A 16,627-nucleotide genomic window follows, 5' to 3' on the forward strand; every position below is an offset into this window, starting at 1 on the left:
GATTATTGACATGAAAAAAGCATGGTTATCGGCCTTGTTGGCGTTGACTGTAGCAGCAGGGGTAGGGAGCACTACTGCGCTGGGAGAGGGTGCAATGCGCGTATTTTTCGGTGCGGAAACCGTAGCGAGTGAAATGCCAGCATCCAAGGCCGAATCGATAGAATCAATAGTGAACAAGCTCGGTGGTTTCGCCGATTACGATCAGCAATCTGGCAAATTGCAAGTGATTAAGCCAAACGTAAATATTATTGTGGTCGAAGGAATTCAGCAGACCCGCAATAAAAATGTCGTTTTCAGCAACCCTGTCAAAGGATACAGCGACAAAAATGTGCCTCGTACGTTTAACGTGTTCGTAGAGGTTGATGACGCGCCTGTAGCTAAAGACTTGCGCATGCAACTTGTGTTGATCGGACCGGACGGCAAAGAAGTGTCTAAAGGGAAGGAATGGAAATACTCCACACAAAATGCAAACAGCTTCTATTTTTCTGAGCCTTTTGTATCTACGAAACTCGAAGCATACGGCACTTATAAAGTACAAGTTCAAATGAAATCCGAGAAATTCACTTCTTATGTATCCGTCGGTGAAAATACATTTACAGTTGGGCGTTAAAAATTATGGCTTGGATGCGTTTCCACTTTGCATGTCCCCGTGCTATAATATACGGAAAAGCCAATATACTTGGTAATAGCAAGTACATGAAAGAAAGGAACGATGGGAGCGAATGGAGACAAATCCCCCGCGATCGTCCACAGATCTAGAAGGCCCGAGTATACGCATTGCCTGGAAAGATGAGCAATCCATTCAGGCAGAGTGGAGCATGACGAAGGAGTTCGAGCAAGAAATAGAGCGAAAGTTTGCTATTCCTTTTGCTGAACTGCCTTTTGTCCTACGCCTTTTTGATGTGACGTACCGCAAAGAGATCCGAAATGATGGCACTGACCTTTACACTGATTTTGATATCAACCACCTCTCTTCCGAATGGATTTTGTACGGAGTGACGCAAGGATTGGAATATTGCGTCGATCTGGGAATTCGGATGGTGGACGGAAGGTTTTATTCGCTGTCCAGGTCTCAAATGATTTGATCAACGTGCTCAAGCAACGTACGACTGAGGCAACTGCATTTTTATACGAAACAGCCCCATTATCCACGAGATTTACTTGTGGCAATGGGGCTTTTGTTTTTTATTCATGGACTCATGGCTTCTCTCGCTGTCTGTCCAGCAGTCGCAGGGCAACCGCAAAACAGCCCATACTGGCATTGGTTCGTCTAACTTGTTTAACCATTCAGGCGAGGTCAGCAAGCCCTCCAGTAATGCGCGATTGCCCAGCTCCAATTTCCAGGGAGGAAACGTTTGTGGCCCTTCTGAGGTGAATGAATCGTACTGAGACAAGTTGTACGTCTGAATGAGGCCCGTCAGCTTTTCAGCGTACGCAGGGTCGGTAGCGTAGCCGGCTTCTTCTAAAGCCTGTGCGGCTTGTGCGGGAGTCGCGGCTGCCAGCACGTTTTTATATGCGGGCCTACGTAAAAACTGGGTATGGTCTTCCATGGATTGCTGGTAATTTTCATAAGCGCGGAACTGGGAGGTACGTGTGACCGTTTTTCCGTTTTCCACCTCTTTGCTTTCGATGGTGACAGAGCCGGCAGGTCCCGTTCCCTTTATTCCAAAGAGATTGTATGAGGATGTCCCAGTGGCAGGGTCAACAGGTACTTTTTTACCCCAACCTGACTCGAGTATGGCTTGCGCTATGATAATGGAGGGGAATAAACGATGGTTCAGATAAGACTTTCTGGCGTGGTCAGCAACCAACTGAACAAATGCTTGCGCCTCCATAAGCAGACCCCTTTCCACTCTTTGTTATTCGTATGAAAAAAAGAGGTCAGGGGGAATAGGCCTGGACATGAAAAAACAGTCGAGATTTCTCGACTGTTTCTCCGTTTTTTCTTTATGGCTTTCGAGGTTGGAAGTATTGAATGCGATTATTGAAGAGATGGAGCTCTGCTTTATAATCACGTGCCAAGTATCGACAGTACTCATTCGCCTTGTTTTTATCGCCATGCGTGGCCGATTCAGGGAGGGACACCTGTATGTAGTGCTTTTCGGAACCGTTTTCATTTTTGCTCCCGACTCCAACAACGATGGCTTTGTACATGTTTGGGTCTTTTCCTTTGAGAAGGAACCACGAGTCCTTTCCTTCAGGGCGTTCTTCTAGGTTGTAAGGGAAAGCGGCGTCAGCATAGGTCCAGCCCAACTGCTTTCCTGTTTTTGAGGTCATGTCAACGTATCGCGTAAACTTGGCTTTCACGTCGTCAATACTTACAGATGCTGCGGTAGAACCATCAACGAAATAGATGTAGGCCGATTGAAGTTTCACGACTGCACTCACTCCTAGTACCGGTATTCTGTGCGTTAAGTGTAGCATTGTCTTCCACTCTTTGGCAATGAGGCAGTTGGCGACCAAAAACAATTGCGCGTTTTTTCTGAAAAGTGTAAAATATATATCATATTTATATGCCGTTAGATGAACGATAAAGGATCATGGAGGAATATACGCATGCAGGAGGCCTCAATTAGACACGTATTCGAAGCTTTAAACACCATGCGCGCCATCGATGTGGTGAACAAAGAAGACTGGGAGCGGGCAGCGAAGGAAGCTGAATTGGATTCCTCCGTACAGTTAAACATTCTCTGGATCATCTACTGTTATGAAGGTGTACGCGTCACGCAAATTGCAGATTGGACCTTCTGGCATCCCTCATCGATTGTCATTCATATCAAGAAATTAATGGAGAAAGGCATGGTGACCATCGAAAAGTCGGAGTTGGATGGGCGTGTAGTTCACGTATACCCGACTGAAAAAGGAAAAGAAGTATTAGAAGCCAGTCGAAGAAGTGTACCAGATATTTTTAGATTGACGTATGCATTGGAGAAAATGGAGGAACGATACAGTACAGCAGTAGTTGAATTGTTCTTTGAATGTCTCTCCTTTGTCGCGCAATCGTTGCATGGTGCAGAAAAAGTGAGATGGATTCAAGAAGGGGAAGACAGGGTCATTAACCCGACGCGTCTGGTAAATGATGCTGTTTGGGTGGCAAAAACGTGATTTTTCGCTTATACTAGTTAATAATCCGAATATTTCACGAAATTCGGAGGCCAAAATACTGTTGAGGAGGGATTGCTGATGGAGCACTACGACCACTTATACGACGTTTCGGAGAACGCTAATGTACGTTTCCTCGGTTTTATTTCAGAGGGAACTCGCTACGACTTTGGCATGGTATTTACACACAAGTTTTATGGGAAGCCGTTGGTGATCTGTATGCAGACAGGGCAATCGACTCTTCTCAGTTCTGAAGATGCGGTGAATCCAGGATACCTGCAAAAAATTTTCAGACTGGATTCAGAGAACGAGGCAGTCGCGCTTGCTGAGTTTTTCCAGGAGCATTTACCATCCATTCCATTTGAAGAAAATCAGTATTAGGTAACGAGCAGAAGTTTATCTTCTGCTCGTTTTGGTTTTTCAGTAAAATACGGCCTTCCGTTTTTTAGTATAATCGAAAGAAATCAAGCAGTAGGAGGAACAGTGGGAATGGGTGTACATAAATGGTCGGCCAAAGATTCTCTGGGAGCGATTGTTCTCGTCCATGGAACGGGAGAGCATCATGGGCGCTATGAGCATGTAGCGGCTTATTTCAATCAGGCAGGCTGGGACGTATATGCGGAAGATTTGCCGGGATGGGGGCGCTCTCCTGGGAGACGGGGGCATATTCAATCATTCGAAGACTATTTGTCCCGTGTACGGGAGTGGACGAGTACCGCGCTTGCCGATGCGTCAGGAGAGAAGCCTGTATTTTTAATGGGGCATAGTCTGGGTGGTCTCATCGCGACTCGCTTTATTCAGACGGATGAGCGGAGTAAAGAGTTGGCAGGGTTAATTCTCACATCTCCATGCTTGAAACTGAAACTGACTGTACCGGCGTGGAAGGAGCAATTGGCACAGTTTCTCGATCGGGTCTGGCCAACACTTGTCATGCCTAATGGAATCACTCCCGACATGGTATCGCGTGACGAAGCTGTTCAGGCTGCTTATCAGAACGATCCGCTCAATTATTCCAAGGTAAGTGTCAGATGGTTTACGGAATTGAACCGCTCTATGGAAAAGGCGTGGGAGGAAAGAAACCAAATCAAGCATCCTGTCCTTGTTTTGCAGGCTGGTGCTGATACATTGGTTGATGCGGATGCAGTGGAGCAGTTTACAGCGGGCCTTCCAGATAGACAGACTTTTGAACGATTCGCGGGCTTGCGGCACGAAATTTTGAATGAGCCTGAAAAGGAAGAAGTCTTGCAAAAAATCGTGAACTGGTTGAATCTGGTTGAATGACAATATTCCGAATTAATGTGACATACTAATTATCAACAAATGCATCTTGACTCCGAATGAAGTGGCATATTAAGATGAATGTAACATAATATTTGTAGTAATATGTGAATCAATTGAATGCGGAGGGGACATAGATGGGAACTATCGTATGTCAGACTTGCGGAACCATCATCGAGCATTTTGAATGTAATTCAGTGAAAACGCTTTATGCGGTGTGCAACTGTGACTGCCGACCTGGTGAAAGACAGGAAAAAGAATAAATAGTCAACAGGCCTATGTTGAGGCCTGTTTTTTTGACAACCTTTTCCGCATGGAGGATAATGGAGAAGTGTGAAAATCGCTGCAAAAGGAGGAATTGTGTCATGAAGCGAAAACCGATACAGGGAATGCTGGCCGCTGCACTTTTGGTCACATCTCTGTGGAGCGGGACACCAGCGCTTGCTTACAGTATTGGTGATGAAGAAAAAATAGACGGTAGCCAGCCATCAATATCCTCAGCAGGATATGATATATCAAAAAAATATGCGGTATGGATGGTTGAAGGTGGGCAAAGAGTAACACTCTACAACCTTGATAAAGGTAACCAGAGCGAAATAGGTGACAAGGAATCAGAAAAGACGAATCCAAAGGTCGATGGAGATTACGTCGTATGGATTGATTCCCGAGATGGCGGTTCAGATGTCTATTTGTATGACATTGTGAAAGAAAAAGAAATCCGTTTGACAAGTGGTTCTGCTTCGGTCGATGGCTTGGAGATTGCCGATAAAAATGTTGTTTGGACAGAAAACGGCGATGTTTATCTACATAAAATTTCTACTGGAGATACAGAGATCGTATCAGAGAGTGGAAAAGCAAGCAACCCGGTGGTAAGCAGTGGTTATGTTGCTTGGGAAGATGATCGTAATGGCAATGATGACATTTATTACTATGACATCAAAGCAAAGCAGGAAAAGGCTGCCGTTACTGCTAAAGGGGATCAAGGGCGTCCAAGCATTTTCTCCAATCAAATCGTGTATGAGCATCAATCGGCTGGCGACCTCTATTCCTATTCCATCAGTAACGGTAGAATTAAGGAATTGACTGATGATGCAAACGAACAGCAAAATGTACATTTGTATCAAGAGGATTATGTCTATTCTGACAATAATGACTTGAAATATCGTGAGCTTGGCAAAACGTCTGGTAAAAAGATCGCAAGCAATCTGTACGGTGAGACCGGACCGAAAATTTATGGCGATTTCATCTTATTCGCGAAAAAAGATAGCAACAAAAAGCTCCAACTCCACCTGTATGACCTGGACGAAAAGGAATTAGTTCCGATAGGTAATGCAGGCGGGAAACCAAAGGAGCCAAGTGCTCATGATCGTTATGTAGCGTACGTAACCGAGTCTAAAAAAAATAATACGATCGTTTTCTACGATGTCGAAAATAAAAAAAGTAAAGTCATCAGTAATCCAGAACATGATTCTGTTCGCCCTGTTGTAAGCTCGCGTTATGTTGTCTGGTATGACGAGCATGAAGATGCACTCTTCTCCTACGATATTCGTAAAGACACTCAAAAGCAGATTACACATGAAGATGATGATCAAAAACCGAGTGAGAAGCTTTATGAGATTGAGGGAGAGCGTCTGTTATGGGTAAATATCGATGGCAAAACAGAAGTGATCATCACAGATCTAACGACTGGAAAGCATACGGAAGTTACGACGGTGAGAAATGAACCATTAAGTGTTGATATTTACAAAAACTACGCTACCTGGGTAGTGGAAGAAGGCTCAAAGAGTGCAAGCATCGTACTCTACGATATCGAAGAAGATGACGAGACAGAAATCCGCGATAATGTAAAAGTAGAGAAAGCAGAAATCGGCGATAACTTCGTTGTTTGGAGCGAAGATACAGGCAATTCCAAAACCGGTTGGGATTTGTACTATTACAACATCGACCGTCAAAGAGTCAATCCGTTGCTACGTTATATGGATGGTGACCAGAAAAATCCACAGGCTTCACGCAATATGATTTTGTATGAAGACAATCGTCTGTCCGCAAAAAGCAAGGAATTCTACTATGAGCTGTATGATTTCGAAGAGGATTCCTATAGCAATATTGAGTGGGATGATGATGCGGAGATGGAAAATGCCCGCATCGGTGGAAATCGCGTTGTCTGGGTCGATGAGCGTGATAAAGACCCATATGTATACACGGTGGCATTCGCTCCAGGCAATGATGATGACGAAGATGACGAAGACTGATTCTGCACAATAGTAGTCAGGCTTTTATAAAGAAAAACAGACGAAAGGAATTCTTTCGTCTGTTTTCTTTTATGTCCGGCATAAATATGGCTTCAAAAGTACAAGTGCTACGAAAAATAAAATGACTGCGACATAAGCAGGCAAGAGATGAATAAAATCGACATAGCCAACAGTAAAATGTATGCCTATGCCAGAAATAAAGCCTGGAATGCCTGCTAAAAACAATGTCCACCAAATCCACGCTTCTCCTCGCCTGATACCCCAAAGGCTAATCAGTAAGACAGCCAGGCCATTCGAAACTAAGGCTCCGCCAAAGCCAGCACGGTCATGAGCAATCACCGGAATTAATCGCTCATTGTAAGACTGCATGGTATCAGCTGACACACAGAGAAAGACGAGGTCGGAAGGAACGAAGACACCTGTGACGCCGATGATCGAAATGATGATACCAGCCCCTGTCAAACCAAATCCGATGATGACAAAGAGCAATTGTCCCCATAGAGCCATTCGCCAATCCTGATCATTGTGAAGCTGAGGCGGTAGGCGAGTCAAATGAACCTTTGCAGGTGTTCGTAATGCGAGCAAAAACATGGGGAACAACACGAGCGCTAAAATCGCGTGCAAGTAATCGAAGTACCCGTATCCAATAAATAAAAAGAAGCTGGAAAATCCAACAGCACCGGAGACGAGCAAGATGGTTCGCGTCCAGTGAATGTCTTTGCGTAGGCCATGGTAAGCCAGTTGACTATACAAAATTCCGATGGATATCATCGTTCCTGCCAGACTAATCCGATCGTGTGACATAAAAGAGAGGATTTGCGCATTTAAGAGTGCAAGCTGGTCGGCTGACATCCCGAGAAAGCGTTCGTCGTAGGGGAGGACGACGGTTGTTGCGGCGACTAGCCAAGCAAGTGCCCCACCGATAATCATGCCCACGCCCAACAAGAGTCCCCATATCCAAGAAGGAAATAAAAAAGCAGGTCGCTTTTCTTGAGGAGGGTTAGTGTCTGGTTGTGTTTGCAAGATGGCTTCGTTAATTCGTTTTGGCAAGCCAGGGCCAGAATAGACCAAACCACTGTGCAACTGCACAAAATTGGCACCCGCTGCCAGAAGAGTCAGAGCATTTTGTGGCTCCAGAATACCACCTGATCCAATGATAAGGGCATCTGACCACTGTTCCCGTGCCCAGGAGACAAATTTGACGGCTTGCTCGTGTGAACTCCTCCCTGTGATGTAAACAGAGTTGTTCGCGCATGGTGAATTTTCCTGAATCGTGCCTCCAGCGACAACGAAGCCGTTGAGTCCTGCTTCTTTTGCCGAGGTAAGAATCGGGAGTGCTTCCGCTTCTGTAAGACTCGGTGGGATCGCCAGCAAGAGTGGCATATCCGTCTTGTAACGCAAACAGGAGAAATGTTCCTTCCACGCTGTATGGCTCCATTCTGGTTGTCCCATATTCGCCCGCGTATCTATTGTGAAAAATGAACAAAAACGCTCCAATCTGGCGATCAGCTCCTGAAGCTCTTCTGTGGCTTCTCTCAGGCCGGCTTCTGGTCGGCAGGCCAATCTGACTCCGATAGGAATTTGGATGCCAGAAGCCACCTCCAGGCGCCTCTCAAGGGCATATATACCATTATTTTCCAATGGACTGGAATAGTGGATATTCATCGCGGCAATGTCACGTTGAACGGTGCCGTCAGAATCAATCGGTTCTTTGGACACAGGTCCCAGCTCTAGAAACCCGAAGCCGAATTTGGACAGCGCCTGAATGGCGATGCATTCCGTGTCCAATCCGGCACCCAACCCGACTGGAGTAGGGAACGTGACTGGACCAATTGTTTTGGAGAGCTGTGAGGGAGGCTCCATATGTCCCATCCATTCGATGATGTACGGACCACCCGGAATTTTTGCCAAAGTGCCGATTGACTTCAAGGTAATAGAACGGGCCCGTTCGGGTGGCATGAGAAAGAGAAGTGGCCGAAACATCGTTTGATACGACCAGTCTGGCATGGCAGCATAGCCCACCTTTCCTGATTTTTCCCAATTCCATCTTATCTTAAAGTGTTTGTATAAAAAATAAAAAAAGCTGCTCTCTCGTGAAAGAGGCAGCGTTTTTTGGTTCGGATCGCTTTAGCCAGAAATGGCGGTTTGTCTTTTTACGACTTTGATCGTTTTCAATGTCTCATCTTCAGGACCTTGTACGGGTAATCCGACTCGGATGTTTTCCTGAATGTACGCGATATTTTCCTCGGTGATTACCTCCCCAGGAAGGAAGATCGGGATACCTGGAGGATAGACCATGATGAACTCAGTGATGACTCGACCTGCTGCTTCCGCCAACGGAATCGTCTCTGTTTCTGCATAGAATGCTTCTCGAGGGGTGGTGGAAAGCACAGGGATATTCGGCAGTGAGATGGTCGGCTTCTCTTCTGCTTGTACGTGCGAAAATTCAACGGACAGATCACGCAATCCATTTACCAGCGTGCGGATGGATTCTTCCGTATCGCCCGCAGTAACGAAGCAGAGGATGTTGTACAAATCGCTCATCTCTACTTCAATGTTGTACTTGTCACGTAGCCAGTTCTCGACTTCCCATCCAGTGATTCCGAGATCGCGTACGTGGATGAGGAGCTTGGTTGGGTCCATCGCAAAAGTCGCAGGCTTTCCAAGAATCTCTTTGCCAACGCAGTAGATGCGCGGGATTTCGTTAATCATATCGCGTGCTTTTGCTGCCAGTTCCATCGCTTGGTCCGCGAGCATTTTCCCGTTGAGGGCTAAATGCTGACGCGCCATGTCTAACGACGCGAGGAAGATGTAAGAAGTCGAAGTCGTCGTGAGCATACTCATGACCGTTTTCACCCGATCGACATCAACGAGGCCTTCCCGTACATTCAAGATCGATGTTTGGGTCAAAGAGCCACCCAATTTGTGTACGCTGGTTGCTGCCATGTCGGCACCTGCTTGCATGGCCGAAATCGGCAGTTCCTCATGAAAATGAATATGCACACCATGAGCCTCGTCTACCAATACCGGAATTTCATAGTTATGCGCAGCCCGCACGATCTCACGCAGGTCACCTGCAATACCGAAGTACGTTGGGTTAATCACCAACAGGGCAGCAGCATCAGGATGGGCTTCCAGTGCTTTTTGCACAGCCTTCACTGTGATCCCGTGAGAAATACCCAGACGCTCGTCCATTGCAGGGTGAATAAAGATTGGGATTGCTCCAGCGAAAATAACCGCCGACATAATCGATTTGTGTACGTTGCGCGGTACGATAATTTTGTCGCCAGGACTGCATGTCGCCATAATCATCGCCATGATGGCGCCGCTTGTACCTTGCACGGAAAAAAATGTATGGTCAGCGCCGAATGCCTCGGCTGCCAAATCTTGTGCTTCTTTAATCATTGCCTTTGGGTGATGCAAGTCATCCAATGGCGCAATGTTGATGAGGTCTATCGAAAGAGCGTTGTCCCCGATGAACTCGCGAAATGCCGGATGCATACCCATACCCTTCTTATGGCCCGGAATGTGAAATTGAATCGGGTTCCGGTTGGCGTGCTCCAACAACCCGCTGAACAAAGGAGTTTTCATTTGTCTCACTACGATCGCCTCACTTTACTAATCAAGAATAATAAGGGGAAAAACAAACAAATTGAGTATAGCAAAATAGGGGGGGAAAGCAAGCGAATTTTTATTCATGTTTACGAGTGGTGGCAGGAGTTTGGCCTGTAAGCCGAGAAGGTCATTTACACGGGGTGATAATTGGATGAAAACGAGAGTAACGGAGCTACTTCAAATTACATATCCGGTAGTTCAAGGTGGCTTGGCTTATTTGGCTTACGCAGACTTGGCTGCGGCTGTGTCAAATGCCGGGGGACTCGGTCAAATTACGGCTATGTCCTTGCCATCGGCGGAAGCACTGCGGGAGGAGATTCGCAAGGTCCGTGCATTGACGGATAAACCATTTGGTGTGAATTATGCAATTGGTCAACACGGTCGGCCGTATGAAGCAATGCTGGATGTGGCGATTGAAGAAAAAGTGGCAGCTGTTTCGGTAACAGGAGGCAATCCAGAGCCGCTGCTGCGCAGACTGGATGGTCATCCCATCAAAAAGCTTGTTTTGGTTGCGTCTGCCCGTCAAGCACAAAAAGCAGAATCGATTGGCGCGGATGCTGTGATGGCTGTTGGTCAAGAAGGTGGGGGGCATCTGGGACGAGATGATATTGGGACGTTCGTTTTAATTCCGCGTGTGGTGGATTCTGTGAAAATTCCGGTATTGGCTAGTGGTGGTATCGGCGATGGTCGGGGGATTTTGGCAGCGCTTTCACTTGGTGCAGAAGGTGTGGAGATGGGGACGCGATTTATTGCGACGCAAGAATGTGTCCATGCGCATTCTGCCTACAAAGAGGCGTTGGTTGCTGGAACCGAGCATGATACCGCAGTTATCAAGCGCACACTGGGGACACCTGCCAGGGTCGTTCGTACACCCGGCTCTGATCATATTCTCCAATTGGAAAAAGAAGGGGCAGGCTACGAGCAGTTAAAGAGCTTCATCAGTGGAGAGAACAATTGCACATTTATTTATGAGGGCGACAGCCAGTGTGGCTTTGGTTGGGCAGGTCAGGTTATTGGATTGATTGATGATGTACCAAGTGTCCAGCAATTGTTTGACCGCTTGTTTAGCGATGTGAACAAGTCGTTGGATCGACTGCGGTCTTTTTCCTAAAACAAAAGAACAGGCCTGCGTTTTTCAAATGAAAGCGGACCTGTTCTTTTGCATATAACTTAACTAAAGAAAGCGGGAGGCGGTCTATCCACGAGAATTTCCTAAGGTATAGAGCTTACTCAACACGCCAAATGTTTCTTCGAGACGACTCACCAATGCTTCTCCGTCTGCTAGGATTGGATCATGACGGTCAATGGTAATTCCACAGAGCAACTCCGCTTTTTTTACCTGTGCCAGCCTGTCCACCAGCTTTTTCACGCCAGAAGTGCCCAGCTCTTTTTGAGAAGTGCTTGCTGGTTGCATATGATCTGGAGACCAGTGAAAATGCTCCGGAACCATCGCGATGACCTCATCTAGACGCTTATTAAACGCATGACTGATGATCTCTTTGGAAGGAGACTCGTAAATTACCGCGTACCAAACAAACAAATGTGTTCCCCACAAGCCGATTTGAAAGTGCGGATGTTTTTTGTAACCGCGTTTATCATTAGCCCAGGCAACCCACGTATCAGCTGGTGGGTTCACCGTACGGCGTGCATGCTTTGCTATGTGAGTAAACATTTCATCTCCGGTTGCTACAGAGAGAAAAGGCGCAAAATGTTGGCTGAGTACTTCGAATTTAGGACGGATATTGGTTTTGATCGCGTCCATCCGAGCATCCAGTCCATCAATGGCAAAAACATCAAAATCTTCTTGACGAAAGCCTGGAAACGTTAGCATGTAACAAACACCTCTTTTAAGCATCATCGAACCCCACTGGAAAGAAAAGGGCGATCGTCCCCGTCAAGGGAGCTTGGAATCCTCCATATGATATCATACCATCCAGGAAAAAAATACATGCCGAGTTTTATGAATAGCAAAACCAAAGCCTGAATAATATGATATACCACTCACTCCCTTGCGGTTATTTTGATATCTGAGTATTCTGTCAACGGGAGGGGCCTGTAGAAGATGAATCTCGGCATGGAGTTGGAGTATTTTCATTTGGCAGTTTGGTTTGACCGCAAAACATTGCACGCGATGGTGCAGGCCCTGGTGGAAGCAGGGGTGAGCGTCACGTGGAAAGAATCTCCCGAGCAGTTTCACCTCCTCGTGAACACCACAGATGGCCGATCCGACTGGAAAATGCAGCGTTTAAACGGGTCCTATAAGCTGCACATTACCGGCATTCCTGTCAATGATTCGCGGGTGGCACTTGTACTTTACCACTTCGTAGAGCGGGCAAAAGGGCATGCCATGATCAAGGTCACTTTTGAAGAGTGCGTCTTGCTAAAGCAAATCCAGTACGGAGAAGTTATCAGAATAGTGGAATTAAAAGGAGCTGAGAAAAAAGTGATCTATGAAAAATTTTGTAATGTAACGATGGATCAGGTAATTGCCGCGATGAAACGACGTGACTCGGAAGAACGCATCCCGGTGCTGCGTCTGGAGTTGGATTATGAACTGGCGACGTTGTATGACGCAATGCAAGCCAAAGATCAAAGTCAAATGAAACAGTCCACAGAGCGATTAAAACAGCTCCGTCGGGAAATGTTGCTTTTGGAAGCGTAGGCAGACTGGAGGATAGCCAAAGGACGATGAGTTTGACACAAACTAATACGGAATGAAAAAGCGACATCTCAAACAAATGAGGGTGTCGCTTTTTTTGGTGTGAACGTCGCTTATTTAGTAATTGTTGTTTTTATGAAAGACTTGTTTGAATGGGAGGCCTGGCGGTTGTACAATAAAGAAGGTTTTTGACAGCATATTTACGCACGCGCCGGAAAGGAAGAAAAGTTTTGGAAGCATTCCTATCACAAATCCCCAATGTAGCGATCCTGCTTTTAGCCGTCATCGCATTGACACTGATCCTGTTATGGATCGTGATTATGCAGTCTGTCCGGATTAGTCGATTGAGGAAATCAATCAACCGGATCATGACAGGGACGGGAGGAGCCAATCTCGAGGAAGGCTTGCACAGACTGCTGGATCAGGTAGAGGAAATGAAAAAGCAGCATAGCGATCAGCAGTTTGCCATCAATCGTCTGTCACAGCGAATGGCAGCGCAATGTGGCAAAGTAGCGATTATCCGTTACAATGCCTTCGGGGATGTCGGCAGTGATCTTAGCTTTTCGCTGGCGGTAACAGATGACGCTGGGAACGGTGTCGTGATCACCAGCATTTTTGGACGAGAAGAATCTCGCGTGTACGCCAAGCCGCTTGAGCAAGGGACATCGAGCTACCATTTGTCTGAAGAAGAACAGGCTGCGATCAAAAAAGCGATGACCTCAACTGCAGGGATATAAGTCCCTCTGAATTTCAATGAAACAGTAAGCATATGAATGAATCAGGGAGTTCTTTTCATTTCCCTGCGTCTGATTGCGGATATTCCGGTTTTTTGCTAAAATTCATCGTCATTTTGCTCAAGACTTTTGAAGGTACCTGAGGTATAATAAAGATGTCAAAAATGGCTTTTTTGCGAAAAACAAAAAGTAGGTGATCCGCCTTCATTACCCAAATCGATTTTCGATTCGCGGGGCAAGGCCAGGTTCTACAGCGTTCTTTTGTTGACACTTAGCGTATCTCCTCTGATTTGGATAACTGTTCGGTCGTATTCGGCCCATGCAAACCAAAAGAATTGAGGAGATATTTATGGCACAGCGTTTAGCAACTAATTACGCCAAGGCCTATTTCACGGTGAATGAAGAAGAGCTGAACCAGTTCGTTTCGCTTTTCACCAATGAACACATTTCAGTCCAAGTCAAAGTGTGTGACAATGGCGATCGTGACGTAATCCTGAATGACAAGAACGGCGAAATTCAATTGAGTTTCTGTCGGGTTGGCAGCCGCTACTCATGCGACAGCTCGTATCTGATCCGAGATAGGCAGCTGGCAAATGCCATGAGAAAAGCAATGAAAGCGTTCCGAGGCTATGGAATTGTCCACCGGATTTATGACGGCTTCACTATGGTGTATCACTACGATCAAGGATCGGTTGTGAGTATTCAGGAGCTAACCGGAGACGAAGAAGTGTCCATCTTTGAAAATAACTCTCTGCATATGGCCAATGAGCTAGAGGCTTTGTTCCAGCAGGATGGCAGCGAGCAGGAGATTGAGTCCTTACGTCAAGAAACGGACCGATGGCTGGATTTGCGTAATTGGGCAAAGAGAACTGCCCCGGAAAAACTTCCAGCAATTGATGTTCGATTAGCAACGTTATCGCGACGTCTATTTGAATTAGAAGTTTAGAAAAAAGGGTGCCTGAGGCGCCCTTTTTTATGTATGTGATCACACAGCGAATAACAAAAAGCGGGTTTCCTCCTGACCAGAGGTGCCCGCTTTTGCTTTTTTGCCCTTCACTTAGCGCAATTGTAATGGTTTGCTCATATTGTACCAAATAGCTCCAGCATGATCTGAGCTGGAAACACCGTTGTTGAAGTATCCATGACTTTCATAGTAGCCAATCAAATTTTCCTTACACGTCAGCGTGATCGTCTCACGACCGGCCACTCTTGCTGATGCTTCCAGGTGTGTGAGGAGCATGGAAGCAATGCCTCGTTTTTGAAAAGCGGGAGAAACCGCTAGTCCTAGGATGGTTTGATGCCCGCCCGATGCCGGATTTTCTTTAATCGTTTGAAACAAATCATCCGTAATGAAGGGGGTTTCGATAACGGGTCCATTCACCAACCCCGCAATAACGCCATCCTCTTCCGCTACAAAAAAACTGTCTGGAATCAATCGAATGCGTTTCTCAAATGCTTCCTGTGTCGCAGCCTCTTCTGGTGAAAAGCAAAGCTGCTCGATGGCGATCAGTGCTGGCAAATCTTCTGCTTTGGCATTGCGGATAGTGATCATGTGTTCCGATTCTCTCCATTCTTGTTCGTTTTCCTTTCTCGAAAAGTTTAGAATCTTACCTGTTTGATGTCAACGAGAGCGGCTTGTAGCAAGGGGGCGCCTTCATTCTGTCGAGCGTTTGATCAATTTATTTTTATAGTTCTTGTTTAATCTTGAAAAAGGGTATTGTCAAACTAGGCCGATGCATGGTATTGTTGTTTTCGTTGGAAACAGGATTAGGAACCAGGATTCACTTTAAAGGGTGGATAACAACGGAAACCGCCCCCGTTAGTGAATGACGCAGGTCCTAGCGATGTTTAACATTACACTCGTTAGGAAGGGGGAACCGAAAGATGGAATATTCGACTTTCGGAAGACACGTTGCTGTTGACACATGGGGAGTTCAGTTTGATTTGTTGAACGACGCAGAATTTTTGAAAAAGGAAATGATTGAGGCTGCTGAGGCATGCGGTGCTACGGTACTGAGTGTGCAAGCGAAGCAGTTTTCTCCTCAGGGTGCTACCGTACTGGTTCTTCTCTCGGAAAGCCACCTGTCCATTCACACGTATCCTGAGCGCGGCTTTGCTGCTCTGGATTGCTACACGTGTGGGGAAACCGTTGATCCGCAAATCGCCATCGACTACTTGGTATCCGTGCTGAAGCCGGAAAAAACTTACGCGAAGAAATTAGTTCGTGGTTTGGGTGAACTGCAAGTTGTTGAGCCAGAAATGAAGCTGGTTGAAGCGGCAAAGTAAGTAACAAATGGAAAAGTTTTCAAGAGGTGCGGGCTCATTCCGCACCTCTTTTATATGGAGCTTCGATTCCTATTTGTCATCATGGAGTGACAGTAGGAATTCTGCGGCCAATATCGTGGAGCAGAGAACGAAATTCCGTGGATGTATTGGAGATCTGGCTTTTCATGTCGGGTCTCACATCGACTTGATTGGTCCGATGCGTCGCTTCTTCATAAATATCTGCATGGATGGCACGAATCCGGTCAAATGTCCCTGCGTCGGAGGCTACTTGGATCGAGAAGTTGGGAACACGTGAACGAACGGCTGAGTGGACTTGCTGTTCAATTATACGCGTTTGCTCAGGGCCAAAATTTTTCCGAACACGAATTCCGATAACGGCATCTGTGCCGCTCACGAGAACAGTAGCACGTTCCACACCAGGCACATCATCTGCGACTGTGGTGAGCTGTTCAGCTAAATCCTGATTAAAACCATTTACCGTATATCCGTTTCGATAATTGCGGGCATTGATTCCGCCAGTGTAGGCATGATAATCATGAGCGAGGCTTGTCCGTGCACCTGGGGCTTGCTGATAGGTGGTACTTTGTGTGTGCGTTTGATTTTTGGGATGGCTGTTCGAGCTTGCGCATCCAGTCATCATGGTTGCGATCATAAGCAAGCCAACCAAATATTTCGGGCCGTACCGTTTCATACGTATGCCA

Annotated in this window: 18 protein-coding genes and 1 pseudogene; 12 read left to right on the forward strand and 7 right to left on the reverse strand. The window is 46.4% G+C overall.

Annotated elements, in window-relative coordinates; genetic code table 11:
• Positions 1 to 10 precede the first annotated feature (10 nt).
• Both POF51_RS06125 and POF51_RS06130 read left to right on the forward strand, forming a co-directional pair.
• Positions 11 to 610: a hypothetical protein gene (locus POF51_RS06125; protein WP_069851222.1), complete on the forward strand. Its 600-nt coding sequence runs from the start codon at positions 11 to 13 to the stop codon at positions 608 to 610.
• 112 nt (positions 611 to 722) lie between these two features.
• Entirely contained in the window at positions 723 to 1,085 is a 363-nt protein-coding gene (locus tag POF51_RS06130; RefSeq protein ID WP_017249616.1) for a DUF4912 domain-containing protein, read from the forward strand.
• Positions 1,086 to 1,197: 112 nt separating this feature from the next.
• Here the strand turns inward: POF51_RS06130 and POF51_RS06135 are convergent.
• Positions 1,198 to 1,835, reverse strand: a pseudogene (locus POF51_RS06135) (glycoside hydrolase family 73 protein).
• A gap of 112 nt (positions 1,836 to 1,947) precedes the next feature.
• Positions 1,948 to 2,376: a DUF1885 family protein gene (locus POF51_RS06140; RefSeq protein ID WP_017249614.1), complete on the reverse strand. Its 429-nt coding sequence runs from the start codon at positions 2,374 to 2,376 to the stop codon at positions 1,948 to 1,950.
• A 180-nt stretch (positions 2,377 to 2,556) separates the two neighbouring features.
• On the opposite strand from POF51_RS06140, the gene POF51_RS06145 reads away from it, so the two are divergent.
• The 5 genes from POF51_RS06145 to POF51_RS06165 all read left to right on the forward strand — a co-directional run bounded on the left by POF51_RS06145 (position 2,557) and on the right by POF51_RS06165 (position 6,632).
• Positions 2,557 to 3,105: a MarR family winged helix-turn-helix transcriptional regulator gene (locus POF51_RS06145; RefSeq protein ID WP_007723208.1), complete on the forward strand. Its 549-nt coding sequence runs from the start codon at positions 2,557 to 2,559 to the stop codon at positions 3,103 to 3,105.
• A 78-nt stretch (positions 3,106 to 3,183) separates the two neighbouring features.
• Entirely contained in the window at positions 3,184 to 3,483 is a 300-nt protein-coding gene (locus tag POF51_RS06150) for a DUF3055 domain-containing protein (RefSeq protein ID WP_015892160.1), read from the forward strand.
• Positions 3,484 to 3,591: 108 nt separating this feature from the next.
• Positions 3,592 to 4,383 carry an alpha/beta hydrolase gene (locus POF51_RS06155; RefSeq protein ID WP_069853130.1) on the forward strand — a complete coding sequence of 264 codons (792 nt, stop codon included), beginning with the start codon at positions 3,592 to 3,594 and terminating at the stop codon, positions 4,381 to 4,383.
• A gap of 134 nt (positions 4,384 to 4,517) precedes the next feature.
• Positions 4,518 to 4,643, forward strand: a complete 126-nt coding sequence (locus POF51_RS06160) for a GapA-binding peptide SR1P (RefSeq protein WP_007723214.1) — start codon at positions 4,518 to 4,520, stop codon at positions 4,641 to 4,643.
• A gap of 102 nt (positions 4,644 to 4,745) precedes the next feature.
• Positions 4,746 to 6,632, forward strand: a complete 1,887-nt coding sequence (locus tag POF51_RS06165; RefSeq protein ID WP_271754439.1) for a hypothetical protein — start codon at positions 4,746 to 4,748, stop codon at positions 6,630 to 6,632.
• A 69-nt stretch (positions 6,633 to 6,701) separates the two neighbouring features.
• Here POF51_RS06165 and POF51_RS06170 read toward each other — a convergent pair whose 3' ends face one another.
• Both POF51_RS06170 and POF51_RS06175 read right to left on the reverse strand, forming a co-directional pair.
• Positions 6,702 to 8,639 carry a dihydroorotate dehydrogenase gene (locus tag POF51_RS06170; RefSeq protein ID WP_271754441.1) on the reverse strand — a complete coding sequence of 646 codons (1,938 nt, stop codon included), beginning with the start codon at positions 8,637 to 8,639 and terminating at the stop codon, positions 6,702 to 6,704.
• Positions 8,640 to 8,759: 120 nt separating this feature from the next.
• Entirely contained in the window at positions 8,760 to 10,232 is a 1,473-nt protein-coding gene (locus POF51_RS06175) for an aminotransferase class I/II-fold pyridoxal phosphate-dependent enzyme (protein WP_069849688.1), read from the reverse strand.
• A 166-nt stretch (positions 10,233 to 10,398) separates the two neighbouring features.
• Here POF51_RS06175 and POF51_RS06180 point away from each other — a divergent pair, with 166 nt between their 5' ends.
• Entirely contained in the window at positions 10,399 to 11,358 is a 960-nt protein-coding gene (locus POF51_RS06180) for an NAD(P)H-dependent flavin oxidoreductase (protein WP_271754445.1), read from the forward strand.
• 84 nt (positions 11,359 to 11,442) lie between these two features.
• Here the strand turns inward: POF51_RS06180 and POF51_RS06185 are convergent, their stop codons facing one another.
• Positions 11,443 to 12,078: a YktB family protein gene (locus POF51_RS06185; protein WP_271754447.1), complete on the reverse strand. Its 636-nt coding sequence runs from the start codon at positions 12,076 to 12,078 to the stop codon at positions 11,443 to 11,445.
• A gap of 231 nt (positions 12,079 to 12,309) precedes the next feature.
• Between POF51_RS06185 and POF51_RS06190 the strand changes: the two genes are divergently transcribed.
• From POF51_RS06190 to POF51_RS06200, 3 genes are all read left to right on the forward strand, one after another.
• Positions 12,310 to 12,909 carry a hypothetical protein gene (locus POF51_RS06190; protein WP_017249605.1) on the forward strand — a complete coding sequence of 200 codons (600 nt, stop codon included), beginning with the start codon at positions 12,310 to 12,312 and terminating at the stop codon, positions 12,907 to 12,909.
• Between the two features lie 227 nt (positions 12,910 to 13,136).
• Entirely contained in the window at positions 13,137 to 13,643 is a 507-nt protein-coding gene (locus POF51_RS06195) for a DUF4446 family protein (protein WP_069849680.1), read from the forward strand.
• Positions 13,644 to 13,989: 346 nt separating this feature from the next.
• Positions 13,990 to 14,586: a hypothetical protein gene (locus POF51_RS06200; protein WP_069849678.1), complete on the forward strand. Its 597-nt coding sequence runs from the start codon at positions 13,990 to 13,992 to the stop codon at positions 14,584 to 14,586.
• Positions 14,587 to 14,697: 111 nt separating this feature from the next.
• On the opposite strand, the gene POF51_RS06205 is transcribed toward POF51_RS06200, so the two are convergent.
• Positions 14,698 to 15,192, reverse strand: coding sequence for a GNAT family N-acetyltransferase (locus POF51_RS06205; RefSeq protein WP_069849676.1), 495 nt, complete (start codon positions 15,190 to 15,192; stop codon positions 14,698 to 14,700).
• A 332-nt stretch (positions 15,193 to 15,524) separates the two neighbouring features.
• Between POF51_RS06205 and speD the strand changes: the two genes are divergently transcribed.
• Positions 15,525 to 15,926, forward strand: a complete 402-nt coding sequence (gene speD / locus POF51_RS06210; protein WP_007723244.1) for an adenosylmethionine decarboxylase — start codon at positions 15,525 to 15,527, stop codon at positions 15,924 to 15,926.
• 79 nt (positions 15,927 to 16,005) lie between these two features.
• On the opposite strand, the gene POF51_RS06215 is transcribed toward speD, so the two are convergent.
• Positions 16,006 to 16,617: a YhcN/YlaJ family sporulation lipoprotein gene (locus POF51_RS06215; protein WP_069849674.1), complete on the reverse strand. Its 612-nt coding sequence runs from the start codon at positions 16,615 to 16,617 to the stop codon at positions 16,006 to 16,008.
• Between the last annotated feature and the right edge of the window lie 10 nt (positions 16,618 to 16,627).

The sequence above is a fragment of the Brevibacillus sp. AG genome, assembly GCF_028369215.1.
Lineage (GTDB): Bacteria > Bacillota > Bacilli > Brevibacillales > Brevibacillaceae > Brevibacillus > Brevibacillus porteri.